This is a genomic window from Phycicoccus sp. Root563 (assembly GCF_001427915.1).
GTDB lineage: Bacteria > Actinomycetota > Actinomycetes > Actinomycetales > Dermatophilaceae > Pedococcus.
The window spans coordinates 2218040-2235238 of record NZ_LMGM01000001.1 but is presented as its reverse complement, the minus strand read 5'-3'; the positions used below and the strand labels follow the sequence as shown (position 1 = coordinate 2235238).

13 protein-coding genes are annotated in these 17199 nt (G+C 72.0%); 8 read left to right on the top strand and 5 right to left on the bottom strand.

All coding sequences use genetic code 11. The features are described from left to right. Positions 1 to 21: 21 nt before the first annotated feature. The 6 genes from ASD62_RS10625 to ASD62_RS10600 all read left to right on the top strand — a co-directional run bounded on the left by ASD62_RS10625 (position 22) and on the right by ASD62_RS10600 (position 7120). Positions 22 to 1161, top strand: a complete 1140-nt coding sequence (locus ASD62_RS10625; protein ID WP_056915933.1) for an ABC transporter ATP-binding protein — start codon at positions 22 to 24, stop codon at positions 1159 to 1161. A gap of 9 nt (positions 1162 to 1170) precedes the next feature. Beyond that, complete coding sequence (locus ASD62_RS10620) at positions 1171 to 1818, top strand: ABC transporter permease (protein WP_056915932.1); 648 nt, start codon at positions 1171 to 1173, stop codon at positions 1816 to 1818. Continuing rightward, positions 1815 to 2606, top strand: a complete 792-nt coding sequence (locus ASD62_RS10615) for an ABC transporter permease (RefSeq protein ID WP_056915931.1) — start codon at positions 1815 to 1817, stop codon at positions 2604 to 2606. The genes ASD62_RS10620 and ASD62_RS10615 overlap by 4 nt, the downstream gene beginning before the upstream one ends. A gap of 49 nt (positions 2607 to 2655) precedes the next feature. Then, positions 2656 to 3585: an ABC transporter substrate-binding protein gene (locus tag ASD62_RS10610; protein ID WP_369818794.1), complete on the top strand. Its 930-nt coding sequence runs from the start codon at positions 2656 to 2658 to the stop codon at positions 3583 to 3585. Positions 3586 to 3883: 298 nt separating this feature from the next. Continuing rightward, positions 3884 to 6313 (top strand): LuxR C-terminal-related transcriptional regulator, encoded by a 2430-nt coding sequence (locus tag ASD62_RS10605; RefSeq protein WP_369818793.1) that lies wholly within the window; start codon positions 3884 to 3886, stop codon positions 6311 to 6313. 39 nt (positions 6314 to 6352) lie between these two features. Beyond that, the gene (locus ASD62_RS10600; RefSeq protein WP_162254762.1) at positions 6353 to 7120 is read left to right on the top strand and encodes a 1-acyl-sn-glycerol-3-phosphate acyltransferase; all 768 of its coding nucleotides are present in this window, start codon (positions 6353 to 6355) and stop codon (positions 7118 to 7120) included. A gap of 93 nt (positions 7121 to 7213) precedes the next feature. On the opposite strand, the gene ASD62_RS10595 is transcribed toward ASD62_RS10600, so the two are convergent. Continuing rightward, positions 7214 to 9511 (bottom strand): (Fe-S)-binding protein, encoded by a 2298-nt coding sequence (locus ASD62_RS10595; RefSeq protein ID WP_056917315.1) that lies wholly within the window; start codon positions 9509 to 9511, stop codon positions 7214 to 7216. Between the two features lie 251 nt (positions 9512 to 9762). On the opposite strand from ASD62_RS10595, the gene cysK reads away from it, so the two are divergent. Further along, positions 9763 to 10689 (top strand): cysteine synthase A, encoded by a 927-nt coding sequence (gene cysK / locus ASD62_RS10590; protein WP_056915928.1) that lies wholly within the window; start codon positions 9763 to 9765, stop codon positions 10687 to 10689. A gap of 17 nt (positions 10690 to 10706) precedes the next feature. Continuing rightward, positions 10707 to 11306, top strand: a complete 600-nt coding sequence (gene cysE, locus ASD62_RS10585) for a serine O-acetyltransferase (RefSeq protein ID WP_056915927.1) — start codon at positions 10707 to 10709, stop codon at positions 11304 to 11306. A gap of 52 nt (positions 11307 to 11358) precedes the next feature. On the opposite strand, the gene ASD62_RS10580 is transcribed toward cysE, so the two are convergent. The 4 genes from ASD62_RS10580 to ASD62_RS10565 all read right to left on the bottom strand — a co-directional run bounded on the left by ASD62_RS10580 (position 11359) and on the right by ASD62_RS10565 (position 16704). Continuing rightward, positions 11359 to 13797, bottom strand: coding sequence for a CHAT domain-containing protein (locus ASD62_RS10580; protein WP_056915926.1), 2439 nt, complete (start codon positions 13795 to 13797; stop codon positions 11359 to 11361). Positions 13798 to 13943: 146 nt separating this feature from the next. Then, positions 13944 to 14498 carry a hypothetical protein gene (locus tag ASD62_RS10575; protein WP_056915925.1) on the bottom strand — a complete coding sequence of 185 codons (555 nt, stop codon included), beginning with the start codon at positions 14496 to 14498 and terminating at the stop codon, positions 13944 to 13946. Beyond that, entirely contained in the window at positions 14495 to 15091 is a 597-nt protein-coding gene (locus ASD62_RS10570; RefSeq protein ID WP_056917314.1) for an RNA polymerase sigma factor, read from the bottom strand. The genes ASD62_RS10575 and ASD62_RS10570 overlap by 4 nt, the downstream gene beginning before the upstream one ends. After that, the gene (locus ASD62_RS10565) at positions 15091 to 16704 is read right to left on the bottom strand and encodes a S8/S53 family peptidase (RefSeq protein WP_056915924.1); all 1614 of its coding nucleotides are present in this window, start codon (positions 16702 to 16704) and stop codon (positions 15091 to 15093) included. Before ASD62_RS10565 ends, ASD62_RS10570 begins: the two co-directional genes overlap by 1 nt. Positions 16705 to 17199: the final 495 nt, after the last annotated feature.

The window sequence follows — 17199 nt, the reverse complement described above, 5'->3', positions numbered from 1 at the left end:
CCCTGCATTAGGTTGGCACGCATGATCGTCTTCGACGGGGTGACCAAGAGGTATCCGGATGGCACCGTGGCCGTCGACGAGCTGAGCCTCGAGGCACCCACGGGCCAGATCACGGTGCTCGTCGGCCCCTCGGGCTGCGGCAAGACCACCTCCCTGCGCATGATCAACCGGATGATCGAGCCCACCTCCGGCACGATCACGTTGGACGGCAAGGACACGAAGCGGATGAAGGAGGCCGAGCTGCGACGCGGCATCGGCTACGTCATCCAGCACGCGGGCCTCTTCCCGCACCGCACCGTCCTCGACAACGTCGGCACCGTGCCCCGCCTGCTCGGGATGGACCGTCGCGAGACCGAGAAGCGCTCGATGGAGCTGCTCGAGCGCGTCGGCCTCGACCCGGCGTTCGCGAAGCGGTACCCCGCCCAGCTGTCCGGTGGGCAGCAGCAGCGCGTCGGCGTCGCCCGTGCGCTCGCGGCGGACCCGCCGGTGATGCTCATGGACGAGCCGTTCAGCGCTGTCGACCCCGTCGTGCGGGAGCAGCTGCAGGACGAGTTCCTGCGCCTGCAGGGGGATCTCGGCAAGACGATCGTGTTCGTCACGCACGACATCGACGAGGCGATCAAGCTCGGTGACCAGGTCGCGGTGCTGCGCGTCGGGGGCAAGCTCGCCCAGATCGCCGAGCCCGCCTACCTGCTGTCCCACCCGGTCGACGACTTCATCGCCGACTTCGTGGGCCGTGACCGCGGCTACCGCGCGCTGTCGTTCCAGCAGACTCCGCGACTGCCGCTCGCGTCCGAGCGCACCGTGGCCATGGGCGAGTCGGTCAAGGACATCGACGCCGACTGGGTGCTGGTCGTCGACGACGGCAACCGCCCGCTGGGCTGGGTCGAGCCCAAGCGGGTCGCCGGTGACGTCACCACCGAGGTGCTGCACCGCGGTGGCACCGTCGCGCGGGCCAGCGGTCCGCTGCGCGCCTCCCTCGACGCGGCCCTGTCGAGCCCGAGCCGCCGCGGCGTGATCGTCGACGACGCGGGCGCGCTGGTCGGCACGGTCCGCGCGCACGAGGTGCTCACCGCCATCGAGGAGACCGACCGCCCGGAGCTCGAGGACCCCCAGCGCCCGGGTGCCGCCCAGGCGGCCCCGCGGACGTCGGGCGCCTGAGGCGTTGCCATGACCTGGTTCATCGACCACCTCGACCTGGTGTGGACACGCACCCTCCAGCACGCCTACCTCGCCGGCCTGCCGCTGGTGATCGGCCTGCTGCTCGCGCTCCCGCTCGGGTGGCTGGCGCGTCGTTACCGCCCGCTCTTCGTGCCACTCATCGCCGGGTTCGGGCTCCTCTACACGATCCCCAGCCTCGCGCTCTTCGTGCTCATGCCGGCCATCATCGGCACCCAGATCATCTCCCCGACGAACGTCATCGTCGGCCTGACGCTCTACACCCTGGCCCTGCTCGTGCGCACCGTCGCCGACGGCCTGGGTGCGGTGCCGGAGTCGGTCAAGCAGTCGGCCACGGCGATGGGCTACACGCCGGTCAAGCGGTTCTTCGCGGTCGACCTGCCGCTGGCCGTCCCCGTGATCTCGGCCGGGCTGCGGGTCGCTGCGGTCAGCAACGTGAGCATCGCCAGCGTCGCGACCATCATCGGCATCCCCCAGCTCGGGTTGTTCTTCTCCGACGGTTTCAGCCGTGACTTCTACGACCCGCTCATCGTCGGGATCGTCGGTTGCGTGGTGCTCGCCCTCGTCTTCGACGGCGTGATCCTGCTTCTCACCCGGGCCTTCACGCCCTGGGTCCGGGCGACGGGGAGCCGCGCATGATTCCCAACATCCTCGGCTGGCTGTTCGACCCGGCCCACTGGTCGGGCTCGGACGGCATCGCGTCGCGCATCGTCGAGCACCTCTGGTACTCCGCCCTGGCGATGGTGCTCGCCTGCCTCATCGCCATCCCGGCGGGCCTGGCCATCGGGCACACCGGCCGCGGCCGGTTCCTGGCCGTGAACCTCGCGGGTGCGGCCCGCGCCATACCCAGCCTCGGCCTGCTCTACCTCATGGTGCTCTGGCTGTTCCCGAAGCTCGCGGGGGACTCCGCGTTCCTCGTGCCGGCGATCATCGTGCTCGTGGTGCTCGCGATCCCACCGATCATGGCCGGCGCCTACTCCGGGGTGGAGGGGGTCGACCCGGGAGCCCGCGACGCGGCCAAGGGCATGGGGATGACGGGGATGCAGGTGCTTCGGCAGGTGGAGGTGCCCTGCGCCCTGCCCCTGATCTTCTCCGGGGTCCGCTCCGCCATCCTCCAGGTCATCGCGACCGCGACCCTGGCGGCCGTCGCCGGCACCGGGGGGCTCGGCCGGTTCATCATCGACGGCCAGAAGGTCCACGAGTTCGCGCAGATGGCCTCCGGCGCGATCCTCGTCGCCGTGCTGGCCCTGGTCATCGACCTGCTCATGTCCCTGGTGCAGCGATCGGTCGTCTCACCCGGCCTCGGCGCCGGCCCGGCCACCTCCGGGAGGGCGGGGCGCCGATCGCGGACAGCCCCTTCCGGGAATACCCCTGTCGATGTAGAGATTGACTCCTCCGGGCGTACCGTTGACGCTCCGGCCCGTTGACCACCGAGTTCATCGATTCGTCGAAGTCACCACACTGAGGAGCAGGACCGTGAAGCTGAGTCGCATCACCCTGACCATCGCCACCGCTGCGGCCCTGATGGCCACCGCGGCGTGCGGCAACTCCGGGGGCGACCCGCTCGCCTCCACGAGCAGCCCGTCGTCGGGCAGCGCGGCAGCCGGGGGCATCACCGTCGGCTCGGCCGACTTCCCCGAGAGCGCCCTGCTGGCCGAGATCTATGCCGGAGCCCTCGAGGCCAAGGGCGTCAAGGTCACCAAGAAGCTCAACATCGGTGCCCGTGAGGCCTACATCCCGGCGCTCCAGGACGGGTCGATCGACCTGATCCCGGAGTACACCGGCGTGCTCCGTGACTACTTCAAGAAGGGCCAGACCGGCACCGACGCCGACGCGGTCTACACCGAGCTCAAGTCCTCGGTACCGGCTGCCCTCACCGTCCTGGACAAGTCGGCCGCCGAGGACAAGGACGCGCTGGTGATGAAGAAGTCCCGCGCGGACGAGCTCGGCGTGAAGTCGATCGCCGACCTCAAGGGCAAGAGCCAGGACCTCACGGTCGGTGGTCCCCCGGAGTGGAAGACCCGCGACACGGGCATCCCCGGGTTCAAGAAGATCTACGGCCTGGAGTTCAAGCAGTTCCGTCCGCTCGACGCCGGCGGCCCGCTGACCCTTCAGGCGCTCAAGAACGGCCAGATCGACGCCGGTGACCTGTTCACCACCGACCCGAGCATCGCCGAGAACGACCTCGTGGCCCTCGAGGACCCCAAGAACATGTATGCCGCGCAGAACGTCGTGCCGCTCATCACCAAGAGCAAGAGCAACCCCACCGTCGAGGGTGCGCTCAACGCGGTGTCCGCCAAGCTCGACACCACGACCCTGGCGGCCCTCCTCAAGGAGGTCGTGAGCGACAAGAAGGACCCCGACGCGGTGGCCAAGGAGTTCCTCTCCAAGAACGGCCTCGGCTGACCGCCCCGTCCATCGGCGGCCGCCTGACGGCGCCGGACGCGCGCGGACGGACGCCTGACCGCGTCTGACGGGCTCGGACGTGACAACGGCCGAGAGAGGATCCCCCCGGAACCTCACTCGGCCGTTGTCATCGGGTCCCCCGACCCACATGAGCCGGGTCCGTGGCCGCCGGACACGCCCCTCCACGTCTCCCGTGGCCACAGGTCCTGCTCGTGTCGGGTCCAGCCTGTCGGCGGCCGCCCGGGAGGGCATCGGTAAAACCACCGATATTGGCCGGGTGTCTGGGTAGCCTGATTGGGTGCTGACACCGTGCGTGGGGCGCGATGACGTTCTCGATCGCCTCCGCCTACTCCTCGGGAGCCACCGGTGGGTGACCCTGACCGGCGCCCCGGGCTGCGGCAAGACCCTGGTCGCCCGGCACGTGGCGGCATCGGCCGCGGCCAGCGCCTGGGTGAGTGGGCACACGAACCCCACCGCCGACACCCTCGTCACCGCCTGCCTGGACGCGCTCGGCGCGGAGGTCGCCCCCGGGGACTCGGCGGCGATGGCCCTCAAACGAGCCCTCGACGGGCGCGACCTCCTGCTCGTCCTCGACGGGGTCGACTCGATCGACGGGCTGGGCGAGATCGTCAACGACCTCGTCGAGGACGCTGCGGCGTTCCGCCTCATGTGCACGGCGACGACGGTGGCGGGACGCACCCACGAGAACGTCCTGCGGATCCAGCCCCTGCCGGTCCCCACCGCGTCGCAGCCCCTCGAGGGAGCCGCGGTCGAGCTCCTCCTAGCCCGCGTCGCCGCAGCAGGCGGGCACACGGTGGACGTCGTCCAGCACGACCGCACCCTGCGTCGGCTGCTGCGGGCCAGTGGTGGCCTGCCGTCCCTGATCGAACAGCTCGCGGTGCAGATCGCCCTGATCGGCGTGAGCGACGTGGCCCCCGTCGGGACGATGGGTGAGGCCGTCCGCGGTTCCTACGACCTCCTTGACGAGGACCAACGCAGGTGCTTCCGTCGCCTCGCGGTCGTCGGTCGACCGGTCGGCCTCGATGCGCTGGCCGACCTGTGCGAGGTGTCCCGGCCCGCGGCGGTCCAGCTCGCCTCGGCCCTGGCCCGCCGCAGCCTCGTGGAGGTGCAGTCCGACGGACGGTTCGACATGCTCCCGCCGCTGCGCGAGGTGGGACGGGAGCTCGCTCGGGCGACCGCGGACGAGCAGGAGGCGATGGACGGCCTCCTGCGCTGGGCCGACCGGGCCATCCCGGAGGGCTACAACACCGGAGCCGCTGATGCGCCGTGGCTCGCCGAGGTGCCGCTGGTCGCCGCCGCCGTCCGGCATGCCGCGGCCGACGACGCTCGACGCCCGGAGGCGTACGACCTCGCCAACCGTGCCTTCTCCTCGCTCTACACCGCGATGCGCGCCCGCGACGCGGTGGACCTGCTCGAGTCGGTCCTCGACAGCGGTGACGGCCCGGCGACCATCGGCTCGCAGCTCGCCCGGCGGGCCGGGATCTGTGCCTCCGAGGTTCGCGGCACGTACGAGGGCCTGCGCCTGCTCGACCGGGCGGAGCAGCACGCCTCGGGTCTCGAGGACGGAGCGCGCAGCCTGGAGTTCGCCCGCAACGCCGCGATCCGCGCCGAGATGCACCTCGACGCCGGCAACCTCGCGCAGGCACGCGCCGACGCCGAGCGGACCCTCCTGCTCGGCCAGCACGACCCGTACGTCGTCCGCCAGGTGCGTCGGACCCTCATGGACGTGTGCGTCGCCAGCGGTGACCTGGCGGAGGCCGAGCGGCTCGGTGCCCTGATCGTCGACGCCCCACCTGCCGACGAGCGGTGGATCGCCCTGTCGGCGCGCACCCTGCAGGCCAAGGTCGCCTGGGAGCAGGGTCGACTGGTCGAGGCGGAGTCGTTGGCGCTGTACGCCCTCGCCCAGGCCCAGGAGCTCCACGAGGACCGCATCGCCTTGCTCGCCGACACCGTCGTGCGGCTGGTGACCGGCCGGCCGGGTGCCGAGCTCGACGTCGACATCGAGAACCTCCCGTGGGCCGTGCGCGTCGTCGTCCAGCTCCAGGACGCCCGCGACCTGCTCGCCGCCGGTGACCTCGGCCGCGCCGCCGGCCGGGCGGCGGACACGGTGGTCCTCGCCGACAGCAGCCGGCTCGGCCGCGACGGCGTGGAGGGCCGGCTGCTCGTCGCCGACGCCCTCATGGCCACCGGCGACCCCACCCAGGCCCGCCCGTCCTACCTGTCCGCCCTGCGTCGGGCCACTGACATCCCCATGCCCCTGCGCGCGGCCGATGCGCTCGACGGCCTCGCCGCGGCCGCGGAGCCGGGCACGGCGGCATACCGGCAGCTGGCGGGAGCCGCGGCAGCGCTGCGGGCGCCGCGCGGGGCGGCCGGCCGCACCCGCCCCGGTGTCCCGTATGCCGCGGGCTCACCGCGCGACTGCCCGTCGAGCTGGGTGTCCGGTGGTCACCTCACCCCCGCCGGGCTGGCGGCCGTGACCGACCTCGCGACCGGCGACGAGCCCGAGGTCGTCTCGGCGCTGGGGGTGCTGACCCGGGCGGAGCGGGCGGTGGCCGAGCTCGTGGCCGAGGGCCTGACCAGCCGGCAGATCGGCGAGCAGCTGTTCGTGTCGCCGCGCACTGTGGACGCGCACCTGTCGCACATCTTCCGCAAGCTCGAGATCAGCACCAGGGCCAAGCTGGCCGCGCTGATGGCCGAGGTGGCGTGAGGGTCCAACCGTGAGCGGCGTCGGCTCCGAATGACCGGCGTGCCCGACCTGACCTACCGACTCGTGATCCGCGCCTGCCACGTCCTGTTCCGGGCGCTGGGGCTGCGGATCGACGTCCGGGGTGCGTACCGCCTGCCGCAGACCGGACCGGTCGTCGTCGCGGCCAACCACAGCAGCTTCATCGACTTCATGTTCGTCGGGCTGGTGGCGACGGCCAGGGGGCGGCTGGTGCGGTTCATGGCCAAGAAGTCGGTGTTCGACGCACCGGTCTCCGGTCAGCTGCTGCGCGGGATGCACCACATCCCGGTCGACCGCGCCCACGGCGAGACGGCGGCCCGTGCGGCGTACCGCGCCCTGCTCGCCGGCGAGGTCGTCGGCATCTACCCGGAGGCGACGATCGGTCGGGCGTTCGTCGTCAAGGATCGGGTGGACGTCAAGCGCGGCGCCGCCTACCTGGCCCTGCGGACCGGGGCGCCGATCGTGCCGGTCGCGCACTGGGGGGTGCACCGCATCTTCACCGTCGGGGGACGCTGGAGCCTGCGCCGGGGCACCGCCGTCCAGGTGCTCGTCGGCGACCCGATCACGCCGATGCCGGGCGAGGACGCCGAGGCGCTGACGACGCGGGTGCACGACGTGCTCGTGGGGATGGTCGAGCGGCTCGTGGACGCCTACCCCCAGAAGCCGGCGCAGCCGCATACCGCGTGGTGGTGGCCGGCCACGCGCGGTGGCGCGGCCCCCGCAGCAGACGAGGCGCGCCACCTCGACGAGGAAGCGCGCCTCAAGGCCGACGCCGGCCGCCGCGGCTGACGGGTCCGGACGACCCCGACCCTCGCTTTGGGTGCCCAAGTGGTCGGAAATCCGACCGTCTGGACACCCAAAGCCGGGGTGGGGGGCGAGGGGTCAGACGGGGGCGGGCTCGCTCGTCGCGGCCTCGGTGGGGACGTCGTCGCCGGGACGCTTCACCGCGGCGAGCAGCATCTGCGCGACGTCGACGACCTCGACCTCTTCGGCCTTGCCCTCGGACTGGGCCGCGGTGAGGCCGTCGGACAGCATCACCCGGCAGAACGGGCAGCCGATGGCGATCCGCTCCGCCCCCGTGGCGATCGCCTCCTCGGTGCGGTTGGTGTTGATCCGCGTGCCGAGCTTCTCCTCCATCCACATGCGGGCACCGCCGGCGCCGCAGCAGAACGACTTCTCCTTCGTGCGCTCCATCTCCTTGAGCTCGACGCCGGGCAGGGCGCCGATGAGCTCACGGGGCGGGGCGTAGACGCCGTTGTGGCGACCGAGGTAGCAGGGGTCGTGGTAGGTCACGGTCTCCGCGGTCGAGGCCACGTTCTTCAGGGTCGACTTGCCGGGGGCGTCAGCAGGCCGGGCCACCGGGACGAGCTTCTTCTCGCGCACGAGGCGGTTGAGCAGCTGGGTGTGGTGGACGACCTCGTACTTGCCGCCGAGCTGCGGGTACTCGTTCTTGATCGTGTTGAAGCAGTGCGCGCAGGTGACGACGATCTTGGTCGCTCCCACCTCGTTGAGCGTCTCGACGTTCTGCTGGGCGAGCATCTGGAAGAGGAACTCGTTGCCGGCGCGGCGTGCGGAGTCGCCGGTGCACGACTCGCCGTCACCGAGGATCGCGAACGAGACGCCGGCCTGGTCGAGCAGCTCGGCCACGGCGCGGGTCGTCTTCTTGGCGCGGTCCTCGTAGGCGCCGGCGCAGCCGACCCAGAACAGGTAGTCCACGTCGTCGGCGGAGTCCACGTCCTGGCCGAGGATCTTCACCGGGAAGGGCAGGTCCTTGGCCCAGTCGAGGCGGGCGCGGGCGGCCATGCCCCACGGGTTGCCCTTGTTCTCGAGGTTCTTGAACAGGCCTCCGAGCTCGTTGGGGAACGCGCTCTCGATGAGGTTCTGGTACCGCCGCATGTCGACGATCGCGTCCACGTGCTCGATGTCGACGGGGCACTGCTCGACGCAGGCACCGCAGGTGGTGCACGACCACAGGACGTCCTGGTCGATGACGGCGTCGGGGCCGTGCGGGTTGTAGGCCGCGAGCGGGTCGGTGATCGAGTAGCCGGTGTCGCCGATGAGCGGCACCTCGGCGAGGGCGGCCGCGCCCTCACCCAGACCCTCGCGCTCCGACTCCGACGCCAGCAGCCACGGCGCCTTGGCGTTGGCGTGGTCGCGCAACGTCATGATGAGCATCTTGGGGGACAGCGGCTTCTCGGTGTTCCACGCCGGGCACTGCGACTGGCAGCGGCCGCACTCGGTGCAGGTGGAGAAGTCGAGCAGGCCCTTCCAGGTGAAGTCCTCGACCTTGCCGACGCCGAGCGCCGCGTCCTCGTCGAGCTCCTCGATGTTCTCGAAGTCGACCGGCGCCCCGCCGACCATGAGCGGCTGGAGCTCGCCCAGCGACGTGCGTCCGTCGGCGTGACGCTTGAAGAAGATGTTGAAGAACGCGAGGAACCGGTGCCACGCGACCCCCATGGTCGGCGTGAGCGAGATGGTGATCATCCACGCGAACGAGATGAGGATCTTCACCGCGGCGACCACGACGATCACGGTCTCGAGCGTCGACGCCGACCCGCCGAACCCGGCACCCAGCCAGGCGGTCAGCGGGTAGTGGAGGGCCGTCGCGTGCTCGTCGCCGGTGGCCTGGCCCAGGGCGTACTCCAGGGCCCGCAGGCTGATGATGCAGATCGTGACGCCGAGGATGGTGAGCTCGACGTAGTAGGCCTGCCAGAAGTTCGAGCCGAAGAACCGCGAGCGCCGCCCGCCCTCGCCGGCGGCGCTGCGCGGGTGGTTCTTCTGGCGGATCGCCATGAGGGTGAGGATGCCGACCAGGCCGGTCCACGCGAAGAACTCGGTGACCCACTCGTAGGGGAAGAAGTGCCCGATGAGGGGGAGCGCGAAGTCCGGCTTGGCGAGCTGCCCGAAGGCGTTCACCAGCGTCAGGAACAGCACGCCGAAGCTGATCATCGTGAACCAGTGCGCCACCGCGACGACCGGGAGCCGCGACATGCGCGTGTGCCCGAGGAACTCGCGCAGCAGCGTCACGGTGCGCGTGCCCTTGTCCCCGGTGCGGGTCGCGTCCGGCGAGCCGAGGCGGAACACGGACAGGAAGTGGCGGATCACGCGGGCGAAGAGGGCGATGGCCACGAGCGTGACCACGCCGCAGACGACGAGCGCGACGATCTGGAGGGCAGACATGGCGGTCATGCTACCCGCGGGTAAGCGTCCGCTTACCGGTTTGTGACCCGGCTCAACCGCGTGGCGTCGGACCGGTCCCCGTGCCGGTACCCGGACCCGTACCCGGCCGGGGCGCGGACGGCCGTTGCACCCGTCATAACGATCTGTTGGAATATCCATAACGCGTTCTTCGCTTGGCTGAGAGAAGGACACGACAGCCTGCCCAACGCCGCGCTCGAGGTGAGCCCGCGGCATACCGAAAGTAGAGGCGCATGCCGATCCACGACGACGTGACCCAGCTCATCGGCAACACCCCGCTGGTGCGCATCAACCGCCTCATCGACAGCGACGCGACCGTCGCCGCGAAGCTGGAGTTCTACAACCCGGCCTCCTCGGTCAAGGACCGCATCGGCGTCTCGATCATCAACGCCGCCGAGGCGTCCGGCCAGCTCGAGCCCGGTGGCACGATCGTCGAGGCGACGTCCGGCAACACCGGCATCGCGCTCGCGATGGTGGGCGCCGCACGCGGGTACAAGGTCGTGCTGACCATGCCCGAGACCATGTCCAAGGAGCGCCGGGCCCTGCTGCGCGCCTACGGTGCCGAGCTCGTCCTCACCGAGGGAGCCCTCGGTATGAAGGGTGCGGTCACGAAGTCCGAGGAGATCGCCGCCGAGCGTGGCGGCGTCCTCGCGCGCCAGTTCGCCAACGAGGCCAACCCGGAGATCCACCGCAAGACCACGGCGGAGGAGATCTGGAAGGACACCGACGGCGAGGTCGACATCGTCGTGGCCGGCATCGGCACCGGTGGCACGATCACCGGCATCGGCCAGGTGCTCAAGCCCCGCAAGCCCGGTCTGCAGATGATCGCCGTGGAGCCGGAGGAGTCGCCGATCCTCAACGGCGGCCAGCCCGGCCCGCACAAGATCCAGGGAATCGGCGCCAACTTCGTGCCCGAGATCCTCGACCGCGACATCTACGACGAGGTCATCGACATCAACGCCGAGACCTCCGTCGAGTGGGCTCGGCGAGCCGCTCGCGAGGAGGGCCTGCTCGTCGGCCTGTCCTCCGGCGCGGCGCTCGCTGCCGCCGACCAGGTCGCCCGTCGCCCCGAGAACGCCGGGAAGACGATCGTCGTGATCATCCCGTCGTTCGGCGAGCGCTACCTGTCGACCATCCTCTTCTCCGACCTCCTCGACTGACCGGCGGCGCACCCCTCGTGACCCTTGCCCTGTACGCGCGGCGCGCGCGGAGCCGCATCGTCGACGACCTCGACGCGGCCATCGCGCGCGACCCCGCGGCGGCCTCCCGGCTCGACCTGGCGCTCAACTCCCCGGGGTTGCACGCGATCTGGGCGTACCGCGCGGCGCACCGGCTGTGGTTGCGCGGGGGTGCGGCCAAGCCGTTCGCCCGGCTGCTGTCGACGGTGGTGCGGTCACTGACCGGCGTGGAGATCCACCCCGGTGCCACCATCGGCCGTCGCTTCTTCATCGACCACGGCATGGGGGTCGTCATCGGCGAGACCGCAGAGGTCGGCGACGACGTCATGCTCTACCACGGGGTCACGCTCGGCGGCCGGTCGATGCAGAAGGTCAAGCGCCACCCGACCGTCGGCAACCGCGTCACCATCGGCGCCGGTGCCCGCGTCCTGGGCCCGGTCGACATCGGTGACGACGTCCAGATCGGCGCCAACTCGGTCGTCGTCAAGGACGTCCCCACCGGCGCGATCGCGACGGGGATCCCTGCCGTGATCCGCTTCCCGGAGGGTCGCGAGGACCCCTACGAGCTGATGTTCAAGGACCCGGCCATCTGGATCTGACGCCCTTCCGTGGCCTGGGGCAGGGACAGCTCTCCTTGTGCCAGAACGGGATTCAGGCCGACGTATGCGGTGCGGCCCAGTCCGCGCCGTACAGGCAGAACGCGCGGGCTCCCGGGTGCTCGGCCACGGTGACCGCGAGGGCCCGGGCGGCGGGGACCCCGCTGCTGAGCCGGCGGTGGTAGTCGACCATCGCGACCGCGGCCACCTCGTCACCCACCGGTGCCACGGCCGCCACGACGGAGCGCGCACCGAGCGAGAGCAGCGCTGCGGTGAGGCCGAACGGTTCGTCGCCGGGGCGCAGGTCCGACTGCCCGACGTCGCACGCCGACAGAACGACGTGCCGTGACCGCAACGGCCTGGGCAGCTCGTGCGCGAAGACCGGGCCGTCGGCGAGGTGCAGCGAGGAGAAGAACGGATTCTGGCGCTCGTGCGTCCCGTGCGCGGCCACGTGCACCACGGTGTCGGTGGCCAGGGCGGTGACGAGTCGCTTGCTGTCCTGGGTGCCGCCGTGGTCGGCGCCGCTGCGCGAACCCCAGACCGCGGCCACGTCTGCTGCCTCGGCGACCGCCCTGCGCAGGCTCGGGCCGGCGAGCGAGGTCACGGTGGTCGGGCCGTCGGCCGGGGGTTCGGGGGTGGCCCAGCGGGTCAGCGACGCGGCCACGGTGACGGGGCGGCCCGCGGCACCGGGCAGGGCGGTCCACGGCACGCTGGCCAGGGCGCGGCTCGGTGCCACGACTACCCCGCACCCGTCGGGGAGCCGGAGGTCGCCGAACACGACCCGGTCGAGCTCGGCGAGCGAGGCGTCGACGGCCCGTCCGACCGCTGCGGCCAGCGCGGGGTTCGTCGCGGCGAACGCCTGTGCGCGCAGGTCGCGGACCAGCCGGTCGGCCAGGGTGGTCACCGTGGCGACCGTCCCGAGGTGGCGCACCCGGCTCCGACGGTGCGCCCCGACCTCGAGGACGTACTGCTGACCCGCGTGTGCGAACAGCACGAGGGCGACCTCGTCACGCTCGCCGAGGGCGGCCCGCGTGCCGGTGAACCCCGCCGCCTCACCCGGGGTCCGTCCTGACGCGGTGCCCGCCACCGGCGCCGGCTCGTCCTGGGGTGCGTTCCGCTCGTTGCGACCGGACGTCGACCAGTCGCGCTCGGCGATGCGCCCCTCCAACGAGGCCACCTGCGAGCGCAGGGAGGCCTCTTCCTCGCCCGGCGCGGTGCTCCCGAGGCGCAGCCTGGCCTGCCGCAGGTGCGCCATGAGCTCGGCCGTCTCCGCGTCGGGCGGGGCGGACACCGGCGGCAGCCGGTGGGACACGGCACGCCACCGCTCGACGCTGTCGAAGATGCGGCGGGCGGACCCGCTGGAGAGGGCGTCACCGAGGTCGAACTCGCTGAGCCGCCTACCGTGCAGGGCGAGGGCGGCTCGCACCTCCAGGCTCTGGGTGGGCGCCGCCCGCCGTCCGAGCCGACGTGCGGAGGCGTGCACCTCGCGTCGAGCGCTGCGCGAGTCGCCCTGTGCCGCAGCAACCTTGGCGAACAGCAACCGGTCGTGCATGTCCCCGGCGAGGCCCTGGTGGGCCGCGCCACGGAGCCGCTGGGCGGCATCTGCGGCTCCGTCGACGTCGCCGCGCAGCAGCAGGGTCTCGACGTGGACGCGGGCCGCGAGCCGCTCCTCGGCTGTGACGGGGCGACGGGTCTGCAACCACGGCACGAGGAGGTCGTCAACGCCGCGCGGCACCCGGCCGCTGCCGAGGTCGACGGCCGCCCGGAGCAGCAGGGTGCTGCGTTGGCGACCCTCGGCTCCCCGAGCGCGGTAGATGCGGATCGCAGCCCCCAGCTCGTTGCGGGCGCTCGTGGCGTCGCCCTCGACGAGCGCGCAGGCGGCCAGGTCGAGCCGGATGTCGGCCTCCTCGAGGGCGAGGTGCTCGGTGCGGGCCTCCGCGAGGGCGCCGTGGAGCGTGTCCCGGGCCTGGGTGAGCAGCCCGGACTCGAGCAGCACCTGGGCCAGGTCCTGCTTGGCCCGGGCCCGGGCGACCGGTACCTCGACGTCGTCCGCGGCCCGCATGAGGGAGATCGCCTCGGGGAGGTTGCCGGCGTAGAACTCCAGGCACCCGAGGTTGTGGCGGGCCTTGAACTCCTGCTCGACCACCCCGCCCTCGACCGCGAGGGCGAGCGCCTCGTGCAGCTCGGCCCGGGCCTCGCCGAGCTCGAGCAGCGAGAGGTGGGACAGGCCGCCGTTGAGGAGCGCCGAGGTGCGTTCGCGTGGGGCGAGCAGCTGCATCGAGGCGTCGTCGACGTGCGCCAGGGCCGCGAGCGCGGACCGCCAGTCGGCCAGGGACACGTGGACCACGGCCTCCTGCACCCAGGTCAGCGCGTGCAGCCGGGGCGAGTCGGTGAGAGCGCGCACCTCCTCGAGCAGCGCCAGCGCCTCGTCGCGGCCGTGCAGCGCCACCGTGGTCCAGGCCAACGTGATGAGGATGCGCGACCGCGCCGTCACGGACCCACGCGTGGGCGACGAGGCGTCGAGGCGCAGTGCCCTGTGCAGCGCCGCTTCCGCCTCCCGGAAGCGCCCGATCCCGTTGAGGTGGCGTGCCCGGGTGAACAGCTCCTCGACCGCCGGGTCGACGACCTCGATGGCGTCCCCTAGATCTCGATGGCCGGGGTGATGACCGGCCTGCTGTCGGGCAGGTCCAGTCGTCGCAGGAGCAGGTGCACGAGCCCACGCTCGACCTTCGCGAAGCTGAACCGTCCCTCGGCGTCGGTCTCGGTGCTCTGGGTGCGCGAGCGTTCGCGCAGCTCGACGGCCGTGGGCCCGTTGCTCACCCAGCCGCTGAGCCGGGCGTGGACCCCGTCGATGGACTCGATGGTGATCATCGCGCTCAGGGTGTCGGTCGAGAACGTCACCGTGGCCGCCCGGTCGTAGACCTTGGCCCGGACCCCCACCGCCTCGGCGCTGGTCTGCATGATCTGCGCGACCTCGGCCTCGAGCGCCGCCACGGTCATCGCGAACTTGGCCCGCTCGGCCAGCCCCGGCGGCACGGGGTCGCTCGCGGCGAAGATGCTGCGGACGGTGGCCAGCGCCCGGAGGTCCTGCGCGTCCAGGGGTTCGGCCGCAAGACGGTCGAGCTCCCGATCGAGCTCCCGATCGCGCTCCTGGTCAAGCTCCCGGTCGTGGCTGCGGTCGGCGGATCCGGTCATGACGCCACCTCCCAGGCGGGGTCGTTGGTGAGTCCTGCCCGCAGCTTGGCGAGGCAGCGGCCGCGGGTGGGGCCGATGCTGCCGACGGGCATGCCGAGGGCCTCGGCGACGTGCTGGTAGTCGGGTCGCTCCGCGAGCGCCACCACCCGCAGCAGCTGCTGGCAGCGTTCGGAGAGGGTGGCGAAGTGCCGCCACAGCACCACCTGGTCCTGTCCGCGGACCACGACCTGCTCGGGTCCGTCGAGCGGGGCGGGCGTGCCGTCGAGCAGGTCGCCGATCTCCTCGCGCGAGTCCTCGCGACGGGAGCGGCGCGACACGGCCCAGGCCTCGCGGCGGGCGGTGGTGGTGAGCCACTTGAGGACGGCGAGCGGGTCCTGGATGGAGTCCTGGTGCTTGATCAGGGACAGCCAGGTCGTCTGGACGACGTCCTCGGCGGCCGCGCTGCCCAGGCCCTGGGCGCGGGCGGTGTGCCACAGCAGGGCCGTGGTCGCGTCGACCAGGTCGGACATCGCCTCCGGGTCACCACCGCGGTATGCGGCGAACGCCAGCGCTGCGCGCTCGGCCAGACCTCCCGTGGTCCCGTCGGTCTGCATCACGAACCCCCCAGCGTCGTGGCGACCGCGCCGGCCGCTGCCTTGACGCGGGCCGCACGGTCCGGGCGGTCGAGCCCCTCGTCCGCCCCCTGGCAGCCGACGAGCTGGGCGGCCACGTCACCGGCGAGCGCGGGAGCGGCGAACGACGTCCCGCTCCACTGCCCGAACCCGCCCGAGTAGTCGTCGAGGTCGATCGAGCCGCGGGCCGGGTTCGTCGAACCGGGGAGGTTGAGCACGCTGCGGATGCTGCCGTCGAACGTCGTCGGCATGGTGCTGACCACGGCGGTGCCGCAGCGGTAGGCGGTGACCCACGAGCCGGTGTTCGAGTAGACCGACACCGTCGGGCCGGTGGGGTTGAGCCCACCGGGGTTGTGCGCGCCGACGCTGACGAGGGGCACGTCGAACCCCGAACCCGTCGCGAACGCGGCCGGGAAGAACTCGACGTCGCTCGACCCGTTGCCGGCGGCTGCCACGACCACGACACCGGTCGAGCTGAGGCCACGCAACGCGGTCACCAGCGCGCCCTCGTCCTCGAAGGTGCCCGGGGTCTCGTGGTAGTAGCCCAGTGACATCGACAGCACGTCCACGGCGGGGCCGTGACGGTCGGGGTCTCGCAGGGCGAGGAGCTGTCGGGCGTAGAGCAGCTGCAGCGCGTCGATGACGTCGGCCTCGTCCGCGACCCCGTCGCCGTACATGATCGGGATGGCCATGATGGTGGCCTCGGGGCAGTGCTGCCTGACCACCCCGGCGATGAACGTCCCGTGGCCGGCCAGCCGGTCCAGCACACCGTTGACACGGTCGACGGTGACACCGGTGTTCTCCGGGTCGTCGGCCGGGGTGAAGACCAGCCCGACGGGGACGCCCTCGACCTCGACGTCCTTGATGACGCCTCGCTCGAACCAGGGGTGGGCACCGATGCCGGTGTCGAGCAGGGCCACGACCGGGCCGTCGGGCAGCTCGGCCGGGCACGGGTCCGGTGCGGCCCAGGTGACCGGGGACCGTCCGGACGGACCGCCACCGGGCAGGCCGGCCAGCCCCACGCCGTCGCCGTACCCGACGCCGTCCCCGTAGCCCACGCCGTCGCCGTACCCGACGCCGTCCCCGTAACCCACACCGTCGCCGTACCCGACGCCGTCGCCGTAGCCACTGCCCACCATGACGTGGCACAGCTCGACCGCCGATGCGAAGCGCGGGTGCTCGGCACGGAAGTCCTGCAGGATCTTCCAGGCGTCGGGGGGTTCGACCGACTCGCCCGGCAATGGCGCGATGAGGACGCTGGTCGAGCCGACCCGGTCGAGTTCGTCGGACAGCTCGAGGCGCCGGAACAGGTCACCGAGCCCGGTCTCGCGACGTTCCTCGACGGTGTAGCGACCCTCGAGCTGCTTGCGCAGGGCGCTGATCGGGCCCTCCGCGCGGCCCTCGAGCTGCCCCCTGACGAGCAGGGTGTCACCGACGTACACGGTGGGGCTGGGCACCGGCTGGTCGCCGAGTCGCTTGCAGGTGGCCGGGTCCAGCGCGCGGGCTCCGAGGCGGCGGACCGCGCTGCCGGGCACCGAGAGGTGCGGGATGCGGCGGCCGGGTCCCCTGCTGGGCGTGGGGGTCACGTGTGCCATGAGCTCTCCTGAGGGCGGTGCCGACCCTGGGGGCGCGGGTGCGTCCACGGTCAGCGTAGTGAGGCGGGTGCGTCACAGACAGGAGTTCGGACGGTTCTTCCTGATACCTCCCGAGCGGGGCGAGTTCGGCGAAGCCGGTCAAGAGTCGCCCAAGAACGGGGCAAGGACTGGTCACGAAAGTTTCGCGCCGGATGTATCAGCGCGGCGGTCCCGCGCTCTTCTCCGGTGTCGGGCCCGATTCGGGGGAACGAGCCCGGCGGCAAGGAAAGGAAGACCTCATGTCATGCCGGAAAGACGCACGCCGACGGCGCCGTTCTGGTGTGGCTGGGGCGCTGGCTCGGGGGTGCCAGCGTGGAAGCCGGTGGTGCGGGGGGTCGCGCTGCGGGTTTGCCCTCAGGGGCACGTCACCGGGTCGGCCGGGTCAGAGCAGGTGCTGGTCAGGGGTTTCCGGCGCTCGTTCGACCAGGGCCACCCGGTGGCGTCCCTGAAGGTCTT